Source organism: Gemmatimonadaceae bacterium, from assembly GCA_036496605.1.
Lineage (GTDB): Bacteria > Gemmatimonadota > Gemmatimonadetes > Gemmatimonadales > Gemmatimonadaceae > AG2.
In genome coordinates, this window is sequence record DASXKV010000018.1 from 132408 (window position 1) to 151268 (window position 18861).

At 64.4% G+C, this 18861-nt stretch carries 17 protein-coding genes; 8 read left to right on the top strand and 9 right to left on the bottom strand.

The window, feature by feature from the left end:
• Window positions 1-82: 82 nt before the first annotated feature.
• A complete protein-coding gene (locus tag VGH98_06750) occupies window positions 83-430 on the top strand; it encodes a PadR family transcriptional regulator (protein ID HEY2375659.1) in 348 nt (115 codons plus the stop codon).
• Window positions 427-3108 (top strand): ABC transporter permease, encoded by a 2682-nt coding sequence (locus VGH98_06755; protein ID HEY2375660.1) that lies wholly within the window; start codon window positions 427-429, stop codon window positions 3106-3108. Before VGH98_06750 ends, VGH98_06755 begins: the two co-directional genes overlap by 4 nt.
• Window positions 3109-3189: 81 nt before the next feature.
• On the opposite strand, the gene VGH98_06760 is transcribed toward VGH98_06755, so the two are convergent.
• The gene (locus tag VGH98_06760) at window positions 3190-3447 is read right to left on the bottom strand and encodes a hypothetical protein (protein ID HEY2375661.1); all 258 of its coding nucleotides are present in this window, start codon (window positions 3445-3447) and stop codon (window positions 3190-3192) included.
• Between the two features lie 234 nt (window positions 3448-3681).
• Between VGH98_06760 and argJ the strand changes: the two genes are divergently transcribed.
• Both argJ and VGH98_06770 read left to right on the top strand, forming a co-directional pair.
• Window positions 3682-4857: a bifunctional glutamate N-acetyltransferase/amino-acid acetyltransferase ArgJ gene (gene argJ, locus VGH98_06765; protein HEY2375662.1), complete on the top strand. Its 1176-nt coding sequence runs from the start codon at window positions 3682-3684 to the stop codon at window positions 4855-4857.
• A gap of 52 nt (window positions 4858-4909) precedes the next feature.
• A complete protein-coding gene (locus VGH98_06770; GenBank protein HEY2375663.1) occupies window positions 4910-5929 on the top strand; it encodes a beta-propeller fold lactonase family protein in 1020 nt (339 codons plus the stop codon).
• 3 nt (window positions 5930-5932) lie between these two features.
• Here the strand turns inward: VGH98_06770 and VGH98_06775 are convergent, their stop codons facing one another.
• Entirely contained in the window at window positions 5933-6457 is a 525-nt protein-coding gene (locus VGH98_06775) for a hypothetical protein (protein ID HEY2375664.1), read from the bottom strand.
• Window positions 6458-6461: 4 nt separating this feature from the next.
• Window positions 6462-7376: an aldo/keto reductase gene (locus tag VGH98_06780; GenBank protein HEY2375665.1), complete on the bottom strand. Its 915-nt coding sequence runs from the start codon at window positions 7374-7376 to the stop codon at window positions 6462-6464.
• A gap of 251 nt (window positions 7377-7627) precedes the next feature.
• Between VGH98_06780 and VGH98_06785 the strand changes: the two genes are divergently transcribed.
• Window positions 7628-8281 (top strand): DUF4142 domain-containing protein, encoded by a 654-nt coding sequence (locus VGH98_06785; GenBank protein ID HEY2375666.1) that lies wholly within the window; start codon window positions 7628-7630, stop codon window positions 8279-8281.
• 50 nt (window positions 8282-8331) lie between these two features.
• On the opposite strand, the gene VGH98_06790 is transcribed toward VGH98_06785, so the two are convergent.
• The 3 genes from VGH98_06790 to VGH98_06800 all read right to left on the bottom strand — a co-directional run bounded on the left by VGH98_06790 (window position 8332) and on the right by VGH98_06800 (window position 12317).
• Window positions 8332-9156 carry an alpha/beta hydrolase-fold protein gene (locus tag VGH98_06790; protein HEY2375667.1) on the bottom strand — a complete coding sequence of 275 codons (825 nt, stop codon included), beginning with the start codon at window positions 9154-9156 and terminating at the stop codon, window positions 8332-8334.
• 102 nt (window positions 9157-9258) lie between these two features.
• Window positions 9259-11964, bottom strand: a complete 2706-nt coding sequence (locus VGH98_06795) for an ABC transporter permease (GenBank protein HEY2375668.1) — start codon at window positions 11962-11964, stop codon at window positions 9259-9261.
• Between the two features lie 5 nt (window positions 11965-11969).
• Entirely contained in the window at window positions 11970-12317 is a 348-nt protein-coding gene (locus VGH98_06800; GenBank protein HEY2375669.1) for a PadR family transcriptional regulator, read from the bottom strand.
• A 129-nt stretch (window positions 12318-12446) separates the two neighbouring features.
• On the opposite strand from VGH98_06800, the gene VGH98_06805 reads away from it, so the two are divergent.
• Window positions 12447-13931 carry an ATP-binding protein gene (locus VGH98_06805; protein ID HEY2375670.1) on the top strand — a complete coding sequence of 495 codons (1485 nt, stop codon included), beginning with the start codon at window positions 12447-12449 and terminating at the stop codon, window positions 13929-13931.
• Window positions 13932-14008: 77 nt separating this feature from the next.
• Here VGH98_06805 and VGH98_06810 read toward each other — a convergent pair whose 3' ends face one another.
• Entirely contained in the window at window positions 14009-14800 is a 792-nt protein-coding gene (locus VGH98_06810; GenBank protein HEY2375671.1) for an SDR family oxidoreductase, read from the bottom strand.
• Window positions 14801-14860: 60 nt separating this feature from the next.
• Here VGH98_06810 and VGH98_06815 point away from each other — a divergent pair, with 60 nt between their 5' ends.
• Window positions 14861-15577 carry an acyloxyacyl hydrolase gene (locus VGH98_06815; GenBank protein HEY2375672.1) on the top strand — a complete coding sequence of 239 codons (717 nt, stop codon included), beginning with the start codon at window positions 14861-14863 and terminating at the stop codon, window positions 15575-15577.
• Here VGH98_06815 and VGH98_06820 read toward each other — a convergent pair whose 3' ends face one another.
• On the bottom strand, window positions 15578-16189 hold the full coding sequence (locus VGH98_06820; protein HEY2375673.1) for a DUF4230 domain-containing protein: 612 nt from the start codon (window positions 16187-16189) through the stop codon (window positions 15578-15580). It abuts the gene before it with no gap.
• A gap of 99 nt (window positions 16190-16288) precedes the next feature.
• On the opposite strand from VGH98_06820, the gene VGH98_06825 reads away from it, so the two are divergent.
• Window positions 16289-17959 carry an amidohydrolase family protein gene (locus VGH98_06825; GenBank protein HEY2375674.1) on the top strand — a complete coding sequence of 557 codons (1671 nt, stop codon included), beginning with the start codon at window positions 16289-16291 and terminating at the stop codon, window positions 17957-17959.
• Between the two features lie 88 nt (window positions 17960-18047).
• Here VGH98_06825 and VGH98_06830 read toward each other — a convergent pair whose 3' ends face one another.
• Window positions 18048-18767: an outer membrane beta-barrel protein gene (locus VGH98_06830; protein ID HEY2375675.1), complete on the bottom strand. Its 720-nt coding sequence runs from the start codon at window positions 18765-18767 to the stop codon at window positions 18048-18050.
• Between the last annotated feature and the right edge of the window lie 94 nt (window positions 18768-18861).

Consider the following 18861-nt stretch of genomic DNA (forward strand, 5'->3'; position numbering starts at 1 on the left):
GACGCCAACCGAGGATGTAGACATCATACACCCATACGGGTGTAGTTTCTCTACACCCTTCGCCCCTAGCCCCTTTCTCTCGATGCCTCTTTCACGGATCGAGCTTCTTCAGGGCACGCTCGACATGATCGTGCTGCAGACCCTCCGTTGGGGGCCGCGACACGGATACGGACTCGTGCAAATGATCCGCACGAACTCGCGCGGCGTGCTTCAGGTGGACACTGGTTCGCTCTATCCCGCGCTGCATCGGCTCGAGCGAGAAGGTTCGATCGCGGCATCGTGGGAGATTTCCGAGAACCGCCAGCGCGTGCGCGTGTATCGCCTAACGCCGTCCGGTAAGAAGCGGCTCGCCGCGGAACGATCGAAATGGGAGCAGCTGTCGGAGGCCATCAGCGGCATCTTCGTGCCGCCGCCGCAGGAGGAGACATGAGTCCATTCTGGCGCAGCCACGATCGACGCAACGAGGACCTGAACGACGAGATTCGCGCCCACCTCGAGATGGCGACGCGCGATCGCATCGCGCGCGGCGAGTCACCCGAGGAGGCCGCACGCAACGCGCGCCGCGAGTTCGGCGACGTCACGACGGTTCGCGAGGTCACCGGCGATATGTGGTCTGGACAGTCGCTCGATCGACTCATGCAGGACTTGCGCTGGGCGATACGCAGCGTGACGCGCGCCCCCGGCTTCGCGCTCGTCGCCATTCTCACGCTCGCGTTAGGCATCGGCGCGAATACGGCGATCTTCAGCGTCGTCAACGGCGTCTTGCTCGAGCCGCTGCCATTCCCTCATTCCAACCAGCTGGTCTTCATCACCAGTCAGTTCCCCACACTCGGCTTCGACCAGTTTCCCGTCGACGCGGCCGAGTACCTGGAGTTCCACGAGCGAAACCGCTCCTTCTCCGACGTCGGCGCGTATGTCACCAGTGCGGTGAACATCGGCGCGGCAGGGCAGCCGCCGGCGCGCGTCAACTCGGGCATCGCCACCGCGAGTCTCTTTCATACATTGGGCGTCTCACCGCGAATGGGCCGTGCCTTCACGGACGAAGAGACACGGCCCAACGCCGCCCCGGTTGCCGTGCTCTCGTCCGAGCTCTGGCAGAGCACGTTCGCCGGTGAGCGCGACATCGTCGGCCGACAGATCGACGTCGACGGCGTGAAGACGACGGTCGTTGGTGTGATGCCACCCGGATTCGATGTCCACGATCAGAATGTCAAGATCTGGCTGCCGCTGACGCTAGATCCAGCGCAGCGACAGCAGTATCGCGGCGGCCACTTCCTGCTGCTCATCGGCCGTCTCGCGTCTAACGTGACGCTCGCGCGGGCCAGAGTGGAGTTGCAGTCGCTCCTCGCGCAATGGCCGGCGCAGGATGGCGCCGATCCAAACGCGGCACCCGGCGCGCCGGGATTTGTTCACACGCCGACGACGACAAAGCACCGTCTGCGCTACGACGACCTGCAGAAGGACGTGGTCGGAAGCATCGGCACGGCGCTCGTCGTGCTCCAGGCGGCTGTCGGCCTCGTACTGCTCATCGCGTGCGCGAACATGGCGAATCTCATGCTCATGCGTGCCGAGACCCGGCACAAGGAGCTCGCGGTTCGCGCCGCGTTAGGCGCGGGGCGTGGGCGGCTGATGCGGCAGTTCGTGACGGAGAGCCTCGTCTTCTCGCTCGCGGGCGGTCTCGCTGGTCTCGCGCTCGCCTACTGGGGAGTCCACGCTCTCGTCGCTGCCAACGCCGGAAGCATCCCGCGCGCGTCATCGGTCGCGCTGGATGGTCGAGTGTTGCTCTTCACGTTGCTGCTCTCGATCACGACCGGTTTGCTATTCGGCCTCGCGCCGCTGCTGCATCTGAGCACGCGCAGCATCGGCCTGACGCTACGCGACGCGGGGAGTCGCACGACAGCGGCCGCATCGCGCAATCGCGTTCGCCGGGGACTCGTCGTCGCGGAAATGGCTTTCGCCGTTATGCTCGTGGTCGGCGCGGGGCTATTGCTGCGCAGCTTCTGGAACCTGATGCGGGTCGATTCTGGTTTCGATCACTCGCATCTCACGACCTTCGGCGTCGTGCTTCCGTTGGCGACGTATCGAGACAGCACTCGGCCCGTCGCCTTCTTCAACGATCTGACGGGGCGGCTCGGGGCAGTGCCGGGTGTGCAATCCGTGGCGGCGATGAGTGGGCTGCCACCGCGGCGGCAGGTGAATGCCAATGATACGAGCATCGAGGGATACGTCCCGACGCCGAACGGTCCGGCGCAGAACGTCGACTACTACCAGTATGTGACGTCGAATTACGTCTCGACGATGGGCATTCCGGTCGTCGCTGGCCGCGCATTCGGGCCATCCGACGGGCCGCTCTCGACGCCCGTGGTGATGATCAACCAGACGATGGCGAAGCTCTTTTACGAGAACACCAGCCCAGTAGGTCGACGCGTTCAGCCTGGTGGGTCGAAGGTGTGGTTCACGATCGTCGGCGTCTTGAAAGACGTGAAGCAGGGCGGGGTCGACTCCCGCACGGGAACGGAGCTCTACTTCGATTACGAGCAGCAGCCGGCGACGCGAGGTTTTGCTCCGCTCAATATGAACGTCGTCATTCGGTCGCCGCTCGAGCCGGCGGCGCTGGCGACGACGGTGCGCCGCACCGTCAACGCGCTCGATCCAACGCTCCCGATCGTGAGCTTCCGCAGCATGGACGACGTGTTCTCCGATTCGGTGAGTCGGCCGCGGTTCCTCGCCCAATTGTTAGGCATCTTCGCCGTGGTGGCCCTCGCGCTCGCCGCAATCGGCACGTACGGCGTGCTCGCCTACTCCGTTGCCGTTCGCCGACGCGAGTTGGGTATCCGAATGGCGCTTGGCTCCAGCCAGCAGGGTTTGCTCTCGCTCGTGCTGCGGCAGGGCATGGCGCTCGCCGCGCTTGGTCTTGTCGCTGGCTTGTTAGGCGCGCTGGCGGTGACGCGTCTCGCGTCGTCGCTGCTCTTCGGCGTCAAGCCGGCAGATCCGCTGACGTTCATCGGCGTCGCCGTATTCATGATGGTCGTCGCCTTCCTCGCGTGCCTGGTGCCGGCACGTCGAGCGACGCGGGTGGACCCACTCGTGGCACTCAAAGCCGAGTAAGAGGGGCTAGGGTATTTGGAGCATAGAGACTAGGGAACGACGCCCTAGCCCCTATGCTCTAGCCGCTGGCCCTCGGCTCGTTCACCAGCTCCAGTCGCCGAACGGCGAGAACGGTTGTGCCGCCTGCCAGCCCATCGCACTACTGCGTAGCGCGCTTTGCATCCGGCGCGTCGACGCGGCGCTATGCTGGCCATAGATGACCGACGACTCCGTCCCGTAGCCGAGCTCACGCCCATTCTCGCGAGCGCGGAGGGGAACGTGGAAGCAGCCGCCCAGGGCGGCAGCCGCCGCGACGGCGATGAGAGTCTTAGCAACCGACAGTGCCCGTGCGTCACGCATCCCGACCTCCGCGTTTGGATTTGTATACAAGGTCTCTCTCACAGGTGCCTTTTCGCAAGATCCCGAGACCTCCAAATGAAGACACCCATCTCCATGGCTGACCCCTAATCCATCGCCGAACGTGAGCGAGCACGAGCGCCGCGGACCATCTACGCCATTCTGACCGGCGATCTCGGGTTTTGTGCTGCGGTGCTCGATCGGGGAGTGGGCAGCCGTGCGCTATCTTGTGCACCGATGAGTGACATCGTCTTTCACGATCCTCCGCGCTTTCCGCGCGGATTTCGCTGCGCCAGCCGATTGGCTGGGCTCAAGAACGAGGGAAAAGATCTCGCCCTGTTCGTCAGCGACGTCGATGCCGCCGCGGCGGCGATATTCACGCGCAATCACTTTCCTGGCGCGCCGGTAATCGTCGGACGGGAAACGATCCGCGGCGGGCGGCTGCGCGGCGTGGTCGTAAACAGCAAGGTGAGCAACGTCGCGACCGGCGAGGGCGGGCTGGCAGACGTCCATCGCATGGCGACCGCGGCGGCGTCGGAGATCGGAACGTCGGGAGATCGCATGCTCGTGAGCTCCACCGGCGTCATAGGTGTTCGCCTGCCGATCGAAAAAATCGAGGCAGGGCTACGCGGCATGGCCTCCGAACTTCAGCACGATCCGCTCGTCGGGGCGGCCGGGATCATGACGACGGACACGCATCCCAAGGCTCTCTCGGCGAGCGTTGGCGGTTCGACGATCACGTGGGTCGCGAAGGGCTCGGGAATGATCGAGCCGGCGATGGCAACGATGCTGTCGTACATCTTCACCGACGCGCGGCTCGAGGCGGCAACGCTGCATCGGATGCTCGTCGAGGCGGCCCAGCTGTCGTTCAACATGCTCTCGGTCGACACCGACACCAGCACTTCCGATACCTGTGCGATCCTCGCGAATGGCCTCGCCGGCGAGGTATCGGAGCGCACATTTCAGGAAACGCTAAACACCGGCAGTATCCGCATGACCGAGATCCTCGCGCGCGATGGCGAAGGCGCAACGCATCTTCTTCGCGCCACGGTGCGGGGAGCAGCAACCGAGAGCGACGCACGCCGAGTGGCAAAATCCCTCGTGAATTCACCGCTGGTGAAGACGATGGTGCACGGTGCGGACCCGAATGTCGGCCGGCTCTTGATGGCCGTCGGCAAATGCTTCGATTGTACGATTCGTCCGGGGGCCACCGACGCGTGGATCAACGGACATCAGGTCGTGCGAGGCGGCTCGCGACTCGACTTCGATGACGCGATTGTGCGGACGGCACTTCGCGAGGAAGTTGTCGATCTCGAGGTGTCGCTGGGCGTGGGCGCCGCGAGCGCTCGCGCGTACGGGTGCGACCTAACGAAGGGGTACATCGAGGAGAATGCCGCGTACTATTCGAGCTGAAGCTGCCTTGACAAGCAGGCTGTCCGACACTCAACTGCTCACTTCTTCCGCCATGCGCACAATCCTTCTCGCGTCAGCGCTGCTGAGCATCGGGTCTCTCGCCGCGGCACAAGGACCAGCACTCGTGGTCCTCAACAAAGCAGAAGCCACGGCGTCGATCATCTCTCTTGCCGACGGACGGACGATCGCGACGATGCCCGTCGGTGACGGGCCGCATGAAATCGCGATCTCGCCGGATGGCCAGTGGGCGGTCGCGGCGAACTACGGTGGGCGGACGGCGGGGAATTCGCTCACGGTGCTCGATCTGCGCCATCGAAAAGCGGTGCGCACGATCGACCTCGGCCCGTATGCTCGTCCGCACGGCATCGCGTGGATGCCGGACGGAAAGCGCGTTGTCGTGACGTCGGAGCAAGCCAAGGCCCTGGTCATCGTGGACGTGCCTAATGGCAAAATCGATCGCGCCATCGAGACCGGACAACCTGGTCATCTCATGACGCTCGCCAAGGACGGACGTCGAGCGTGGACGGCGAACATTCAGTCGGGAAGTGTATCTCTCGTGGACCTCGACAAGGGCACCGTGATCAGGACGGTCGTCACCGGCCGTGGCCCCGAAGGTCACGACGTGTCGCCAAATGGGCGGGAGCTGTGGGCCGCCGATCGCACGCTGAATCGCATCACCGTACTCGACGCGAACACGCTCGATTCGATCGCCAGCATGCCGACCGGTGAGTTTCCGAACCGGCTACACTTCACGCCCGACGGGCGATGGGTCCTTGTCTCGAACATCCGCTCGGGCACCGTCGACGTCATCGATGCCGTGTCGAAGCGGACCGTCGATCACATCACCTTCACGTTCGACTCGACGAAGGCGAATCCGACGATGCTGGGCGCGATGGGACAGACGCCGCAGCCGGAGGGCATCCTCATCGCGCCCGATGGGAAGCGCGCATGGGTCGCGCTTTCGGCGATGAATCGCATCGCCGAGGTCGACATCGCGAACCGACGGGTACTGCGGTACCTAACAACCGGCCAGGAGCCGGACGGCATGGGCTACGTTGCGGCGCTACCCTAACGACTACAGGTAGCGAGCGACGGCCATTGCCGACGCGGACAGCAGCAGCAGCCACGCGGAGATCGTGAGCGCGCGCGCCAGCCTGGCTTGCAGCGGTCCCGTCTGCGCAACCAGCTCCGCCGGAGGCGCTCCGCCGCCGCGTTGGGATTCCATCTGCTGAGCGAGATCGCCCAGCTTGCGCGCCGCGCGGCGGCCCATGGCGCCGTCGACACCAGCCGCGATGATCGCGAGCAGCGCACCAACCCCGAGCGCCATTCCCATCGGTGAACGCCCGAAGCCAGCGCCACCGGCGCGCGAATCCATCGCGAAGAGAACCAGGCCCGCAAGGATTGCCAGCGCCATGGAGATGTTGATCCATCGCTGGAGGCGTTGTTGTCGCATGAGTTGCGACATCAGCGGCCCCGCGCTCGGTCCGACGGCGCGAATCGCAGGGATGAGAAAGCCGGCGAGGACGAGAGTAGAGCCGACCCAGAAGATGCCGGCGACGATGTGCACGAGGCGCAGGAGCGCCATGAGAGGTCCGGACATGTGCTCAACTATACACTGCCAGAGCGTCGACCGCAGCACGTTCCTCGGCTGACAGCTTCCAATCAGCGGCGGCCGCGTTGGCTCGTATTTGCTCCGGCTTCGTTGCACCGGCGATGACCGAGGAGACCATCGGATGCGCGAGGAGCCAGGCGAACGACAGCTCGAGCAGCGTGTGCTTTCTACTCTCGGCGAAGTGAACGAGCTCCTCGACGATGGAGAGATTCTCATCGGAGAGCGTGTCGTTTCCTTCGGCGAGCCGAGTGCCCTTCGGCACGGGTCTATCCTTCCGATACTTCCCGGTCAACAACCCGCTGGCGAGTGGAAAGTACGGAATGAACGCGAGACCCCGTCGCTCGCATTCGGGGAGCACATCGGCCTCCGGTTCGCGGTGGATGAGACTGTACTCATTTTGTACACTCACAGAACGAGCATGTCCCGGCTGCACTGCGTGCTCTGCCTCGCGAATCTGATCGACGGAGAAGTTCGAGCAGCCAACCTCGCGCACCTTGCCGGCGCGAACCAATTCGTCGAGGGCACCGAGGGTCTCGGCGATCGGAGTCGTCGAATCGGGAGAGTGGAGCTGAAAGAGATCGATGTAGTCGGTGCCGAGTCGCTGCAGGCTCGCGTCAGCAGCGCGTCGAACGTTCGCTGGTTGGCCCCGCCGATCGCGCGGCGCGCTCTTGTGGCCGAACTTCGTCGCGATGATGGCGTCGCGGCGTCTCACTCGTAATGCACGGCCGAGGTATTGCTCGCTGAGGCCATCGCCGTACAACTCCGCGGTATCGAAGAATGTGACGCCGGCGTCGAGCGCCGCGTGCACAACGCGGGCTGTGGCATCGGCGTCGAGACGGCGACCGAAGTTGTTGCCGCCAAGACCGACGATCGAGACTTCGAGCGATCCGATGTGTCTTCGTTGCATGCGAGTGAGCGCTTCGCGAGAGGGAGTGGTCAATTTGGCGAATTTCTCGTGTCGAGCGGCATGGTGCATTCCGCGGGTGTGGCGCAGGTCACGATGAGCGAGTGAATTTCACGGTCGCGGCCGCTCGGGTCGCGGCTCGAATCGGGGCGCGATATCTACGATCAGTACGCTTCTTGCTCAACCGAGCCTCCGCTGTGTACCGGCGTCGTTGAGGACGACCGGCCATTTCAACGGACCCTGGAGGAACCCCCATGCCCACGACACTCGGGCGTCAGTGCATCAGCGCGCTCGCGGCCGCGACGCTACTCGTTGCCTGCAAGCCGAAAAGTGCAACGACAGACACCACGTCAGCGGCCGGAGCGGTCGCAACGGGATCGGACTCGGCGAATCGCGCGCGAATGGACAGCACCAATGCGAATGCGACTCCGAATGCGAACGCGAATGGCGGATGGACGGACGGTCAGATCCTCGCCTTTGCCACGGCGGCGAACAAGGGCGAGATCGCCGAAGGGAAGCTCGCCGAGACGAAGGCGACCAACGCGAAGGTGAAGTCTTTTGGTCGGCTGATGGTGTCCGATCACACGGCGATGCTCCACGAGGGCACCTCGTTCGCGAAGAAGAACAACATCACGGCCGATTCGACGAAGAACGACGTCATCGATTTACAGAAGAATGCGCTCGACGAGATGAAGGATCTTCAGACGAAGCCGAAGGGCAACGACTGGGATAAGGACTTCATCGACAAGGAAATCGATGGCCACAAGGCGGTGCTCGACAAGCTGCAACAGGCGCAGAACGCCACGACCAATCCGCAGCTGAAGGACATGCTCACCAAGGCGACAGCCAAAGTGCAGGATCACTTGACGAAGGCACAGGCGATCAAGGATTCGACGCTGAAGAGCTGAACAAGGGGCTAGAGTCTAGGGGTTGGGGGCTAGGGTGTTCGACCTTGCCCCTAGCCCCTCTGCTTATTCTGGATCCATTCAATCGCCGCCTTCGCCACGTCGGGCGGCACCGTGTGCGGACCGACGAACTCCTTGAGCTCGACCACGTAGCCCGCGTTCGTTAGGCGGGTCGCGAGGCGGCGGCCACAACCGTCGATCGGAAGAATGCGATCGTTCGTGCCGTGCGAGATGAATACGAGGGGGTGTCCGACCTGCGCCGCGGGCGCGAGGATACAGGGCGAGAAGGCGATCACGCGCGAGAACAGGTCGCCATTCGTGATACCTAACGACAAGGCGTACGACGCGCCGTCGGAAAAGCCCTCGATGACGACGCGCGACGGATCGATGGCGCACTGCTCGAAGACGTGCCCGAGCGCGCGATCGATGAACGCCACATCGACGCTGTACGGTCCGTAGAGAAAATCCCACGTGCGGCCCCGCGAGTCGGGCGCGACGAGCACGACCCCAGCGGCGTCGGCGAGCGGCAGAAACGGAGCGATGCCGATCTCCGCCGATTGCCCGGCGCCATGGAGCATGAGTACGAGCGGCGCGGGCCTACTGGGATTGTACCTCTCGGGGACATACACGATGCCATCGCGGCCCGAGGCGAGACCTAACGAGCTGCGACCGATCACGGGGGACAGGCGTGGCCTGCCGGGTCGAGCCGTCAGCCGCCCGGGCGCTTGTCGCGGGGCATCCGTGGCCGGTGTCGAGCGACAACCGTCGATGACGACCCCAGCGAGCGCAATCGCGAGGCGGAGCGCATCGCGTCGCGTCATGGTGCGGTCGGCGAATGACAGGTCGTCGTCGTTAGGCGCTGGGGTGTCCCGGATCATCGTCGCGAAGCTACCGCGCTGCGAGGCGCTGTCCACCTGCCTGTGACGAAGCGACGCCTCCCAGTGCCGAACGCCCCCCATGGGAACGTTCGCCAGCTTCGCTCAATCGCGAAGGGCCGTCGAAGGATCGAGTCGCGCCGCCCGGCGTGCGGGGATCCAGCTCGCGGTGAGCGCCGCGAGTCCGAGCAGGGCTGCGACGATGCCGAACGTCAGCGGGTCGGACGGTGCGACATCGAACAGCAGCGCGCCGAGCGCACGCGTCGCCGCGAACGCCGCAAGCAATCCCAGTCCGACACCCGTTAACGCGAGGCGAACGCCCTGCCTAACGATCAAGCGCAACACTTCGCTCTGCTCGGCGCCGAGCGCAACGCGAATGCCGATCTCACGCGTGCGCTGCTTGACGCCGAACGCCACGACCCCGTAGACGCCCACTGCCGCGAGCACGAGCGCCGATGCCGCGAAGAGCGCCAGGAGGACCGAGCTGAATTGTGCCTGCGCCGAGGCATCGTCAACACGCGACGCGAGGGTGCGCACGTCGTATACGGGCGCCGCAGGAACCAAGTCGCCAATCAGCGATCGCGCCGGCCTGGCGAGCGTCGTTGGATCCGCAACGGTGCGAAGGTAGACGATCGCGGATGGACGCGGTGCTTGATAGTAGGAGACGTACGCATCGAACGCGGGCACCGAATCGATCGTATGAAATCGCACATCGCCGACGACGCCAACGACGTACGCGGTGTCGAATCCACCCATGCCGATGCCGACTATCTTGCCGATCGGCGACTCGTTAGGCCAGAGGCGACGCGCCGCCGTGGCGTTCACGAGAAGAGCCTTGCGGGCGCCGCGGCCATCGGCGTCGGTGAAGACGCGCCCGGCAAAAAGCGGGACGCGCATCACCTTGAACCAGTCCGGTGTTACCCAATGGACTCCGATCTGAGGCTCCTTTCCTGTGATTTCTTTCGCTCGGCCGCCGAGCCAGATCACGGTGCTGTTGCAGCCTCCCGCGAGGGGCGGGCAGTCACCGAGCGCGACCGACTCGACGCCAGGCAACGCGCGGAGGCTGGCAAGGAGGGATTGATAGAGTGCCGGCAACGAGTCGGTCGCGTTGCCGTGCGCGGGGCTATTCATGCGCAGGGTTAACACCCGGCGCGCATCGAAGCCCGGATCGACGCCAGTGAGCTTCGCGAAACTGCGGATCATGACACCCGAGCCGGCGAGTAGGACGAGCGCGAGCGCAAGCTCGAGCACGACGAGACAGTTGCGTGTTGTTAGGCGTCGAAACAGTCCGCCACGCACCGGCGGCTCGGCCGACCCTTCCTTCAGCGCGTCGGTCAACGATGGCCGCGTTGCCTGCAACGCGGGCACCAGACCGAACAGCAAACCGGTCATCACGGCGACCGTGCCCGCGAAGGCCAACCCGCGCCAGTCGAGCCGAATCGTGCTGAAGTTGACCGCACCGAGGCCGGCGAGGCGATGCGGGCCAAGCGCTCGCTCTGGGCTCAAGGTCGATAGCAGGTGCGCGCCCCACCAGGCGACGCCGACGCTCGCCACCGCCCCGAGCGTCGAGAGCACAACACTCTCGGTGAGAAGTTGCCTGACGAGACGCCGCCGCGACGCGCCAATCGCCAATCGCACGGCGATCTCACGCTGCCGTGTCGACGCGCGCACGAGGAAGAGGTTCGCGAGATTGGCACACGCAACGAGAAGGACGAACCCGACGGCACCGAGCAGCACGAGCAGTGATCGGCGCACGATGGGATCGACTCGCGCGCCATCGAGCGGGCGTGCCGTCGCGCCCCATCCCGGCGTGCCATCCGAGGGGAAGGCGTAATTCACGCGCGTCCCCAGCAAGGCCGCGTCGCTGCGCGCACGACGAGCGCTGATGCCCGTCGCCAAACGGGCGACCATCGTGAACTCGTGATCCCACGCCTCGTTCGGCTCGAACATGTAGGGCCGGCGCGCACCGATCGTCATCCAGAAATCGCCTTGGCCCGTAAGGCCGCGGAAGCCGGTCGGCATGACGCCAATTACCGTGTAGGGCGCTCCCTCGATGTCGAGGGTTCGGCCGAGCACAGTCGGATCCGCATTGAGGCGCCCTTGCCAGAAGGCGTAACTCACGAGCACCGAGCGCTTCCCGTTAGGCAAGTTCTCGTCGGAGAGAAAATTCCGCCCGAGGAATGGGTGAATGCCCAGCGTCGGTAGGTAATGCTCGTCGACGACTTCGGCGTGCTCCCGAGTGGCCTGGCCGAGGCGCAGTGTCACCGACTCGCCGCTCGAGAGCGCGAGGTCGGTGTAGTCGCGTTGCGCGTCGCGAAACGCGTTGGCTTTGAGGTAGGACCAGTCGTTGTCATGCGCCGGCTCACCGTGCCGGGCGGCAACGGTCAAGCTGACGAGCATGAGCCGATCCGGTTCGCGGTACGGCAGTTGGCGCAGCAGCATCGCGTCGACAGCGCTGAAGATCGCCGTGTTGGCGCCGATGCCTAACGCCAGCGTGAGAATGGCGACCGCCGTGAACCCAGGGGTCCGTCGCAGCGTCCGGAGCGCGAAGCGCACGTCCTGCCGCGCCATGTCGACGAAGTCGAGGCCGGACATGTGGCGAGTCTCCTCTTTATGGTAGGTGGGATTGCCGAAGCGCCGCCGCGCCCGATCGCGTGCGTCCTGAGGCGACAGGATGCCGCGTCCGGCGTGTTGCTGCTGCATCGCCTCGAGCGAGAGATGGAAACGGAGCTCTTCGTCGATCTCCCGGTCGTAAGACCGCTGCTGAACGAACACCCGCAGACGATGGCGAAGCCCGTCGAGGAGCGACATGTGCCCTAGGCGCGCTCGAGGATGCGCTGTATCGCCGCGAGCACGCGGTCGAAGCTCGTGATCTCGGCGCCGAGCTGGCGCCGCCCCGCCGGCGTGAGGGTGTAATAGCGTGCGCGCCGCCCGGTTGGCGAGGGTCCCCACTTCGACGTGACCCAGCCTTTCTTTTGCAGGCGCTCGAGCGCGGGGTAGAGCGAGCCCTGTTCCACCGTCAGCACGTCACCCGAGAGGCGCTCGATGTGCTGCGCGATGGCGTAGCCATGCATCGACTGCAGCGTGAGCGTTTGCAGAATCAGCATATCGAGAGTGCCCTTGAGCAGCTCTTCCTTCTCATTACGGCCTTCGTCACGCGCCACGCGCCCCTGCCAAGTCTATATGAAGAGCTTCTACCTATCGATAGGAAGAAATCCTACATATGGGTACGGGGGCTGTCAACGCGGGGCTTCCTCGGACGCTAACTTTCCCTGAATCACGCTACCTCGACGATGACTACGGAGTCCTTCGAATCATTCCCGACGTCGGCAGCCTCCTTCGTCGCCATTGCGCCAAGTGCCGGTGCGATCGACGCGGAGGCGCTGCGTTGCGTCCAGATCTTTGCCGATCTCCGACCCGACGAGCTCGCGTGGATTGCGGCGAACACCGAACGCGTCGAGCTCGCGCCGAGACAGCTGCTCCTCGTCTCCGGCCAGCCGGCCGAATGGATGTTCATCGGCATCCAGGGTACGGTCGAGGTGCGGCGTGAGCAGCTCGGATCGAACGTGCCGGCGTACGTCTTTCACGCGGGCGACATCGCGGGCGTCATACCCTTCTCGAGGATGAAGCAGTTCGTGGGGAATGGCCGCGCGGCGACGCACGCGATCGTCGGTCGATTTCCGCGGGCGCTCTTCCCCGAGCTCCTGCAGCGGATACCAGTGTTGGCGCCACGCTTTGTCGCATTCCTCGCCGATCGCGTCCGCGACGCGACTCGGCGCGAAGCCCAAATCGAACGGCTGCTCGCGCTCGGCAAGCTCTCGGCTGGGATCGCTCACGAATTGAACAATCCTGTGTCCGCAATTCTCGGATCGTTTGCGGACGCAGGTCGTCGGCTCCGCCAGCGAGGAGAACTCGTCGTTGAGCTGGTACGGTGCGGTGCGTCGCCGGACGCACTCATGCGACTCGAGGAGCTACGTCGCAGTGTGGGTCCGGAGCGCCGGACGATCGATCCGCTGACGCGAAGCGACAACATTGAGACCATGGACGCCTGGCTCCGGGAGGTGGGTCTCACGGATTCGTGGGCGTATGCCGCGACGTTCGTCGACGCGGGCTTCGACGCGTCCGCGCTTTCGAGGGCGATGACGGGCATGCCTGACGCGGCACAATCACCGGCGCTTCGCTGGCTCGAATCGGGATTGGCGCTCGAGGCGCTGTTCACGTCGGTGGAGCACGCTGGAACGCGCGTCGCGGAGATTGTCGACGCGGTGAAGGGATACACCAATCGCGATCGTGGCCGAGATATGAGCGAGGTCGACCTTCGGCAAGGGCTCGATGCGACGATTGCGCTCTTCGCGAGTCGCTTTCGCGAGCGGGGCGCGACCCTCACGCGTGAATTGGACGTTCAGTTGCCGCGCATGCGCGCGTATCCCGGCGATCTGAATCAGGCCTGGTCGCATCTCATCGACAACGCACTCGACGCTGTCGCTCCGCTTGGGGAGAAGGGACGCGTTGTCATTCGAGCATCGCGCGATGATGGCTGGGTGCAGGTCGAGGTGCGGGATAACGGGCCCGGGATACCCGAGGCGCTTCAGGAGCGCGTGTTCGAGCCGTTCTTCACAACGAAGGAGCCCGGACACGGAACGGGACTCGGCCTCGACATCACGCGCCGCATCGTCACCGATCTGCACGGCGGTGAGTTGACGCTCGAATCCAAGCCCGGCGACACCCGGTTTATCGCTAGGCTGCCGCTGACGACGGTCGCGACGCTTGGGGTCTGAGAAGCTAGGAGTGAGGGGCTAGAGGCCAGGGGCTAGGCTCAGGGTCCGCTATCCCCTAGCCCCGATTCCCTAGCCCCTCACCCAAGGCCCCGCTCGAAAGCCCCCACATCCTGGAAATACCGTACGACCGTGTCTGGCTGACCGCGCTGCGTGTAGATCTCCTCGCGCGGTGAATCGATGAGCGACTCGATCGCGGCGGCCGCGTCGTCGGCAGTTTGCACTTGAGGTCCGCCACCGCCGGGATGCGACGCCCATGTTACCGCCGGCGTCCCGCCAAGTGCATTGCGTGCGAACTCCGTCGTCACCATGCCCGGCATAACGAGTGACACATTGATGCCGGGATACTCTCGGCGCAGATCCATTCGGAGATTCGCTGTGAGCGAATTGAGCGCGGCCTTCGCTGCGTTGTACGCGGAGCGATAGGTCGCGACCGGGACGCGAGAGAGGAATGTCGAAACGTTGATGAGATGACCGCCGCCGCGGTCCTTGAAGTGCGGAACGATCGCCTGCATTCCGTACAAAGCCGACTTCACGTTCACGGCCATCATCAGGTCGAATTGCTCGTCAGTGAGCTCGAGGACGGAAGCGTTGATGCCGCGCCCCGCGTTATTGACCCAGATGTCCACGGAGCCGAAAGCGTGGATCGCTTCGTCGCGAAGACGCTCGACGTCGGCGCGCCGCGTGACATCGGTGACGACGGGGAGGGTATCCGAGGGTATCTCATTACTGAGAGCGCGCAACGCGTCGCCTCTTCTCGCGCCTAGAACGAGCCGGAACCCCTTCTGGCCGAGTCTCCGCGCAAGCGCCGCGCCGATGCCGCTGCTCGCGCCGGTGATCACCGCAACCCCTTGGGTCTGCATGTTGCGCATGGTTTCGGGTTCGAGGGCTCGCGAGACGCGAACCGTTACAGTGAGTAGCTTACACGGTCCATGGCCAGGAAAACCTGTCTTTCGTGTGCCGCAGCGCTCGCGACGCTGATTCTTGTCTTAGGTGGCGTCCAGCGTGCCGCTGCTCAGGCGTCGGCCGCGACCAAGGATACGAGCGACGGCGGGCTGCCGACGCTCATGCTCCGGGCGCCATCCACGTACGGCGGCTGGATTGCCGCGGCCCGACACTCGGCGTTCCGCACGCGCACGGGCGCGGTGGGCTATCGTGACTTCTACCTCGCGAGCGCGCGCTTCGGATGGCAGGTCGGTGGAGACGACGCGTCTCCGGTGCGGGTGACCTATTTCATCGACGTCATTCCGGCGGCGGTGTCGACGGGTATGCCGGAGTATCAGTGGGACTCGCGCTGCCAGCCAACGACGTTTTGCCCCGGAGCGACGCCGATCCCGCACAACGTGTACGGATTCGGCCTCGCGCCGATTGGGTGGTCGCTGGGTGTGGGAAATGGACGGGCGCGCCTGACGATTGAAGCGGCCGGTGGCGGTCTATGGTTCGACCGACGCGTGCCCGATCCGCTTGCGGCGCGATTCAATTTCACCGCGTCGGCGGGACCAACCCTCGAGCTGCGCTTGAGATCGGTGGAATCACTGCGCCTTGGCTATCTCTGGCACCACACGTCCAATGGTGGGACGGGGCACGTGAATCCCGGATTGAATTCCGGGATTCTCACTGCTGGTTTACTCTGGCGCGCCTTGCGCTAACTACTGTCCCGTTGCGGGTTGCAGCGCCGTACTCCGCACAATCTCGACGCTGTAACCATCTCGGCTGAGCAGGTCCCTCAGCGCCCTCGACGCAGCACTATCAGCGTGAACGAGAAGACCCGACTCCTCGCCCGCGGTGTAGAGCTGGTGTCGCACCTGACGCTGAATAGCATCGCGGTCTTCCGGCCGGAACGGATTGAAGAGTCCCGCGCTTTCGTCGTATGTCCGGACGTCGAGCACCTCGACGGACATGAGGCGCGCTCGCGGTAGTGTAATCGTTATGCGGCGGGCCTCCTGATCGATGCGGACGTCGGTCGCGGTGCCGAGATCGATCCCGGCGCTCACCTTGCCGGTCACGACGAGCAATGCGCGCTTCGTGAAGCCATAACGAGAGGCATCGTACACGACGACGTCGCGAAGCGTCATCTCCGTGGATACGAGCTTGGCGACGTCCTGAAGCTGCTGGACGACGAGATCGTGGCTCACGCGTGGCGGCTCCGGCTTCGGCAGCAACGTAAAGCTTATTGCGCGGTTGACCATCCCGGCGCCAATGGCGACCACGATCAGCAAAAGCGCGATGAACGCGAGCCAGGCAATTTTCCGAGTCCACATCTCCTGCCTCTGGGTCGAGGACCCGACTGGCGACGGGGAATTGCCCCTTCGATGGACGAGCGGCATTATCCGCGGGTCAATCCTCCTTCCATGCAGATCATGCACCGACAATTGATGTTTGTTCTCGCGCTCGCCGCGACGCTCTCATCGACGGCCCGTAGTCAGGCGTCAGACACGGTTTACGACGTCGTGATCCGCAACGGGCGCGTGCTCGACGGCGAAGGGAATCCATGGATCGCCGCCGACGTGGCGATCAAGGACGGTCACTTCGCTCGCATCGGCCGCGTTGCCGGACACGGCAAGACCGAAATCGACGCGAGGGGCAAGTACGTTTCGCCGGGCTGGATCGACATGATGGATCAGTCAGGCGGCGTGTTACCGCGGAACGGGCTCGCCCAGAACAAACTGCGCGAGGGCGTGACGACTGCAATCGGCGGTGAAGGTGGAACGCCGGTGCCCGCGTCGCGCATCGGCGAATACTTCGCGACCCTCGAGAGACAGGGGATCAGCATCAACTTTGGCACGTACTTCAGCGAGACGCAGACGCGCGTCGCGGTCCTGGGTCGCTCGGCGCGGGCCCCGACGGCGGCGGAGCTCGATCGGATGCGTGCAATTATGGACACGGCGATGCACGCGGGCGCGATGGGCATGACGACGGCGCTCATCTATCCGCCGTCGAGCTACGCGACGACCGATGAGCTGGTCGAGGTAGCGAAGGCCGCCGCGCCGTTAGGCGGCATCTATGCCAGTCACATTCGTGGAGAAGGGAAGGAAGTCGTGCAAGCCGTTGGCGAGGCGATCGCCGTCGGCGAGCGGGCCGGCATGCCCGTCGAAATCTTCCATCTCAAGGTTGCATATCAGCCGGGATGGGGCGTGCTGATGGATTCGGTTCGCGCCGAGGTCGATGCGGCACGGGCGCGAGGCGTCGACGTCGCCGCCGATATGTACGTCTATACGGCGGGCGGCACGGGGCTCGAGGCCACGATTCCGAGTTGGGCCTTCGCGGGTGGCATCGATTCGCTCAAAGCGCGTCTGGCCAATCCAACGATTCGCGCTCGACTCAAGCACGAGCAACAGACGGGCGTTGCTGGTTGGTGGAACATCATCGAGGCTGCGGGAGGATGGGAGGGCATCGTCCTCGTAAACGCGCGCAATCCCGCGAACAAGAAGTACGAGAACAAGAGCATCGCCCAGATTGCGAAGGAGACCGGAAGGGATCCGTCCGACGTCGCGTTCGATCTCGTAGCGCAGGGGCAGGACCGCGTGATGGCGATCTACCACATGATGGGAGAGCAGGACATCGAGACCGCGCTGCGCTTTCCGTGGACGAGCATCGGCAGCGACGCAGGCGCAATCCTCACCTACGGCGAACCGGACGAGACTGGACTGCCGCATCCACGCAGCTTCGGGAATTTCCCGCGTGTCATCGCTCGTTATGTGAAGGAGCGGCATGTACTCACGCTCGAGGATGCGATCCGCAAGATGACGTCGTGGCCGGCGACCCGGATGCGATTGGCGAATCGCGGCGCGATTCGAGACGGGAACTGGGCTGACGTGACGATCTTCGATCTCGATCAGCTCCAGGACAAGGCCACTTACGAGAGCCCGATGGAGTTTCCGACGGGGATCGACTGGGTGCTCGTGAATGGCGTCGTCACGATCGATCGTGGTCGGCACACAGGGGCAAAAGCGGGACAGGTGCTGCGCGGGCCTGGATACGTCTGTACCCCGAACACCGGCAGCACCTGTCAATCCGTTTCAGCGCGGTAACTGATTTCCAGACGAAAAAATTCGCGTGTCACGAGACTTCCGTGACACGCGAATTTCTTGTTTTCGGGTCTGCGAAACTGCTCTGTGCTTAGATCCCGTAGGACAGGTTCAGACCGAAGACCATCTTGCCCTGATCGATGTAGACTTTCTGAATGCCAAGGCTCGCGCCCCAACCATTGCGGTGCGAGAAGCCGAGGCCAGCGCCGGTCATGAAGCGCGTGCCGCTCTCCGACGTGCCACCGGTCGGGCTCATACGGCCCCAGCCGAGGCCAGGCGTAACGAACGGAGCGAAGGTCATGTCGCCGCTCTTGAGCACGAGCGCGAGGGGCACGCCAGCGCTGAACGAGAGCAGACCAAGATCCTGCGGATTGGCCCAGCCGAAGTCAGCACGTGCACTCATGGTGAAGAGGTTGGCATCCTTTCCATTACCCAGCGCCCAGGCGCCGAGGTTCGTCTCGGCATTCAGGCCGAGCATCATGTTGCTCTTCGATCCCTGCGCGCTCGGGCTGAAGAAGCCGAGGCTGCCCCCGAGCGAGAAACCGCTCACGGGCATCGAAATGGACGCGCCGAAGGAGTTGAAGCCGAGGGCGTTGTCGGACACGTGGCCGTACTGGCCCGCGATCGAGTAGCCCTTGGCGATTCTTCCGAGCATTGCGCTGGTGACGACCGGCGTCATCGCGCCGACCGGCGTGCCCGACAGGGCCACGTAGCCGGCGACGTCGTTGATGCTCGGGCCTTGCTGCGCCTGAGCAGACGCAACGACTCCCAGCGACGCGAGCGAAGTCAGAACGATGGCGAACTTCCGCATGATCCGTCCTCCAAAAGGAGTGGGTGTGATCGAGTTCACATCGGCGGGCTCTACCTTCTGGCCGCCGCTAGGGGGACGAACAGTCCATTTGCCA